The organism is Paracraurococcus ruber, from assembly GCF_004353985.1.
GTDB lineage: Bacteria > Pseudomonadota > Alphaproteobacteria > Acetobacterales > Acetobacteraceae > Paracraurococcus > Paracraurococcus ruber.
The window spans coordinates 1-2,847 of the sequence record NZ_SMOA01000462.1 but is presented as its reverse complement, the minus strand read 5'-3'; the positions used below and the strand labels follow the sequence as shown (position 1 = coordinate 2,847).

Sequence of the window (2,847 nt, the reverse complement as noted above, 5' to 3'; positions counted from 1 at the left end):
CGGCCCAGCACCCCGGCCACCTGCTCCGCCACCCGCCGCGGCGCCGCCCGCTCCCCGGCGCCGCGGCCCAGTCGGCGGGCGCGGGCCAGTTCGCGCTCGACATGCCGGCGCATCGCCTCCGCCGCCTCGCCCACCGCCGCGGCGGCCTCCGCCTGCCCCGCCGCCTCCAGCCGCTCCGCCTCCGCCAGCAGCACCTGGATCGGCGTCTTCAGCCCATGCGCCAGGTCGCCGGCGCGGGTCCGGGCGGCGGCCACGTCGCGCTCCCGCTGCGCCAGCAGCCCGTCCAGCTCCCGCGCCAGGGGCAGGATCTCGGACGGGAACCCCGCCTCCCCCAGCCGCGCGGCCTGGCCCGAGCGGATGGCGGCGAGCCGCCGCCGCACCGTGCCGAGCGGCGCCAGGCCCACCGCCAGCTGCGCCGAGGCGGCGGCCAGCAGCAGCAGCCCGATGACGCCGAGGAAAGGCAGCAGGCCGCGGCGGAATTCGGCGCCGGCGGCCGCGACCTCCGCCGCGTCGCGGGCGGCCAGGATGACCAGCGTCTCTCCGCCCAGCCGCGCCGGCATGGTCACGTCCCGCCGGATGGCGAGCAGCGCCTGGCCGCCCGGCCCGGGGAGGCGGAGCGGCGCGTCGGGATCCGCCGCCACCGGCGCCGGCGGCAGCAGGGTGGCGTCCCAGAGCGAGCGCGACTGCAGCACCGACGGGCCACCCGGGCGCGAAACCTGCCAGTAGGCGCCGGAGAGCGGCCGGTCGTAGCGCGCATCGCCCGGCGCCGCGCCCAGCACCCAGGCGCCGCCCGGCCCGGTGCGGTCGAGCTGCGCGGCGAGCCCCTCAGCCACCGCCGCCAGCTCCCGTGCCAGCTGCCGTTCCGCCTGCCGCGTGAACAGCAGCGACAGTCCGGCCGTCGCGGCGCCGAGGGCGAGGGCGACCGAGACGAGCCCGGCGAGGAGGAGCCGCAGGCGGAGCGAGCGCGGCGGATGCATGCCGAGGGTCATGGGGCAGGACCCCCGGTCCAGCCGGTCGTGCCTGCGGCCGCCGGACGGCCACCGCGCGGCCCTGGCGCGCCGCGTCGCGGGTGGCCATCGGCGTCGCGCAGCGCCGCCGGTCGGATCCCATCGCGGCGGGCGGCGTCCGGCGCTTCGGCCGGCGGTGCCGGCCGGAGGCCAGGCGGTGCGGCCGCCGGCCTCACGCCGGCGCGGCGGGCAGGGCATAGCCCAGGCCGCGGCGCGTCTCGATCGCCTCGGCGCCCAGCTTGCGGCGCAGCCGCAGCACCAGCGCCTCCACCGCATTGGCATCGCGCGCATCGTCGTCGCCGTAGAGATGCTCGACGATCTCGCCGACCGCCACGGCCTGCCCCGGCCGGTGCGCGAGCAGGCTGAGGAAGCGCCATTCCAGCGCCGAGAGCGGCACCGGCACGCCGTCCAGCCGCACCTCCTTCAGCCGGGTGTCGAGGGCGAGGCGCCCCGCCTCGATCAGCGGCGACCCCAGCCCGGCGGAGCGGCGGAGCAGCGCCCGCACCCGGGCCAGCAATTCCTCCACCCGGAAGGGTTTGGGCAGGTAGTCGTCGGCGCCGGCATCGATGCCCTCCACCCGTTCCGACCAGGCACCGCGGGCGGTCAGCACCAGCACCGGCACATGCCGCCCCGCCGCCCGCCAGCGCTTGAGCACCGCCAGCCCGTCCAGCCGCGGCAGGCCGAGGTCGAGGACGACCAGCGCATAATCCTCCGTCTCGCCGCGGAACAGCGCCTCCTCCCCGTCCGTGGCCAGGTCCACGCGGTAGCCCGCCGCCTCCAGCGCCCGGCGGACATGCGCGGCGATGCGCGGGTCGTCCTCGGCCAGCAGCAGGCGCATCAGTCGTCCACCTTCAGGATGCGGCCGGTGGCGGCATCCACCTCCACCTCCCGCCGCTTGCCACGCGGGGTCAGCACCTTGATCTCGTACACGAAGGCGCCGTCCTCCTCGTCCAGTTCCACCCCGATCACCTCGCCGCCCAGCTGCGGCTGCACCAGCGCCAGGATCTCCGACAGCGGCCGGATGCGCCCCTCAGCCAGCGCCCGGCGGGCCCGGTCCTGCTCGCTGCGCCGCCGGTCATCGGCCCGCGCGGCGGCACCCGGCAGGAGCAGCAGCGGCAGGCAGAGCAGGGCGCGGCGGGGCGGCATGGCGCGCCGCTTACGCCATGGCCGCTGACGCGGCGCTGACGGCGGCGCGCGGCGGCCCGTCAGCGCGGGCCCGCTATCACCCTGCCAAGGCCAGCGGCAGCCCGCCGCCGGCCGTCACCGCAGGAGTTCCCGCATGCGCCAGACCATGCTCGCCGCCAGCCTCGGGCTCGCCCTGGGCGCCACCGCCTGGGCCGGCATCGCCGCCGGCCAGCCCGCGCCCGCCGCGCCGGCCGAGGCGCTGCGCTTCTCCGACCTCGCCGCCCGGCTGGAGGCCCAGGGCTTCCTGATCCGGGAGATGGAGCGGGAGCGCGAGGGCTTCGAGGTGAAGGCCACCGACCGGGACGGGCGGGAGGTCAAGCTGCGCCTGGACGCCGCCACCGGCCAGGTCCTGCGCAGCGAGGACCGGCGCTAGCCGGGCGGGGCGGAGGGGAATGCCCATGCTCCAGGACCCGGCGCTCGGCCTGCTGGCGCTGTTCCTGCTCCTGCTCGGCTCGGTGCCGGCCCTGCTCGCGCTCGCGGCCGGGCCGGACTCCGGAAGCGAGGCGCCCCGCGCCGCCGGCCGGCGCCAGGAGGACGCGACCCTGTACCCGGGCCTGCGCCGCCGGGGCGGGCCGCACCGGCGCGCCGCATCCGGACGGCCGGGGTGAGCGCGGCCGGCACCCGGCTGCCGAGTCGGGCCGCATGCCCGGCCCCA

The 2,847-nt window shown here is 78.8% G+C and carries 5 protein-coding genes; 2 read left to right on the top strand and 3 right to left on the bottom strand.

Going from position 1 to position 2,847, the window contains the following annotated elements; genetic code table 11:
- The 3 genes from E2C05_RS30760 to E2C05_RS30750 form a co-directional block, all read right to left on the bottom strand.
- Window positions 1–977, bottom strand: a 977-nt coding sequence (locus E2C05_RS30760) for a sensor histidine kinase (RefSeq protein ID WP_133223416.1), incomplete at its 3' end; no start/stop codon positions are given.
- Window positions 978–1,179: 202 nt separating this feature from the next.
- Entirely contained in the window at window positions 1,180–1,845 is a 666-nt protein-coding gene (locus E2C05_RS30755) for a response regulator transcription factor (RefSeq protein WP_133223415.1), read from the bottom strand.
- Window positions 1,845–2,153, bottom strand: a complete 309-nt coding sequence (locus E2C05_RS30750; protein ID WP_133223414.1) for a PepSY domain-containing protein — start codon at window positions 2,151–2,153, stop codon at window positions 1,845–1,847. Before E2C05_RS30750 ends, E2C05_RS30755 begins: the two co-directional genes overlap by 1 nt.
- A 133-nt stretch (window positions 2,154–2,286) precedes the next feature.
- Here E2C05_RS30750 and E2C05_RS30745 point away from each other — a divergent pair, with 133 nt between their 5' ends.
- Entirely contained in the window at window positions 2,287–2,565 is a 279-nt protein-coding gene (locus E2C05_RS30745; RefSeq protein WP_133223413.1) for a PepSY domain-containing protein, read from the top strand.
- Between the two features lie 25 nt (window positions 2,566–2,590).
- Entirely contained in the window at window positions 2,591–2,800 is a 210-nt protein-coding gene (locus E2C05_RS35305) for a hypothetical protein (RefSeq protein ID WP_133223412.1), read from the top strand.
- The last annotated feature ends 47 nt before the right edge of the window (window positions 2,801–2,847 follow it).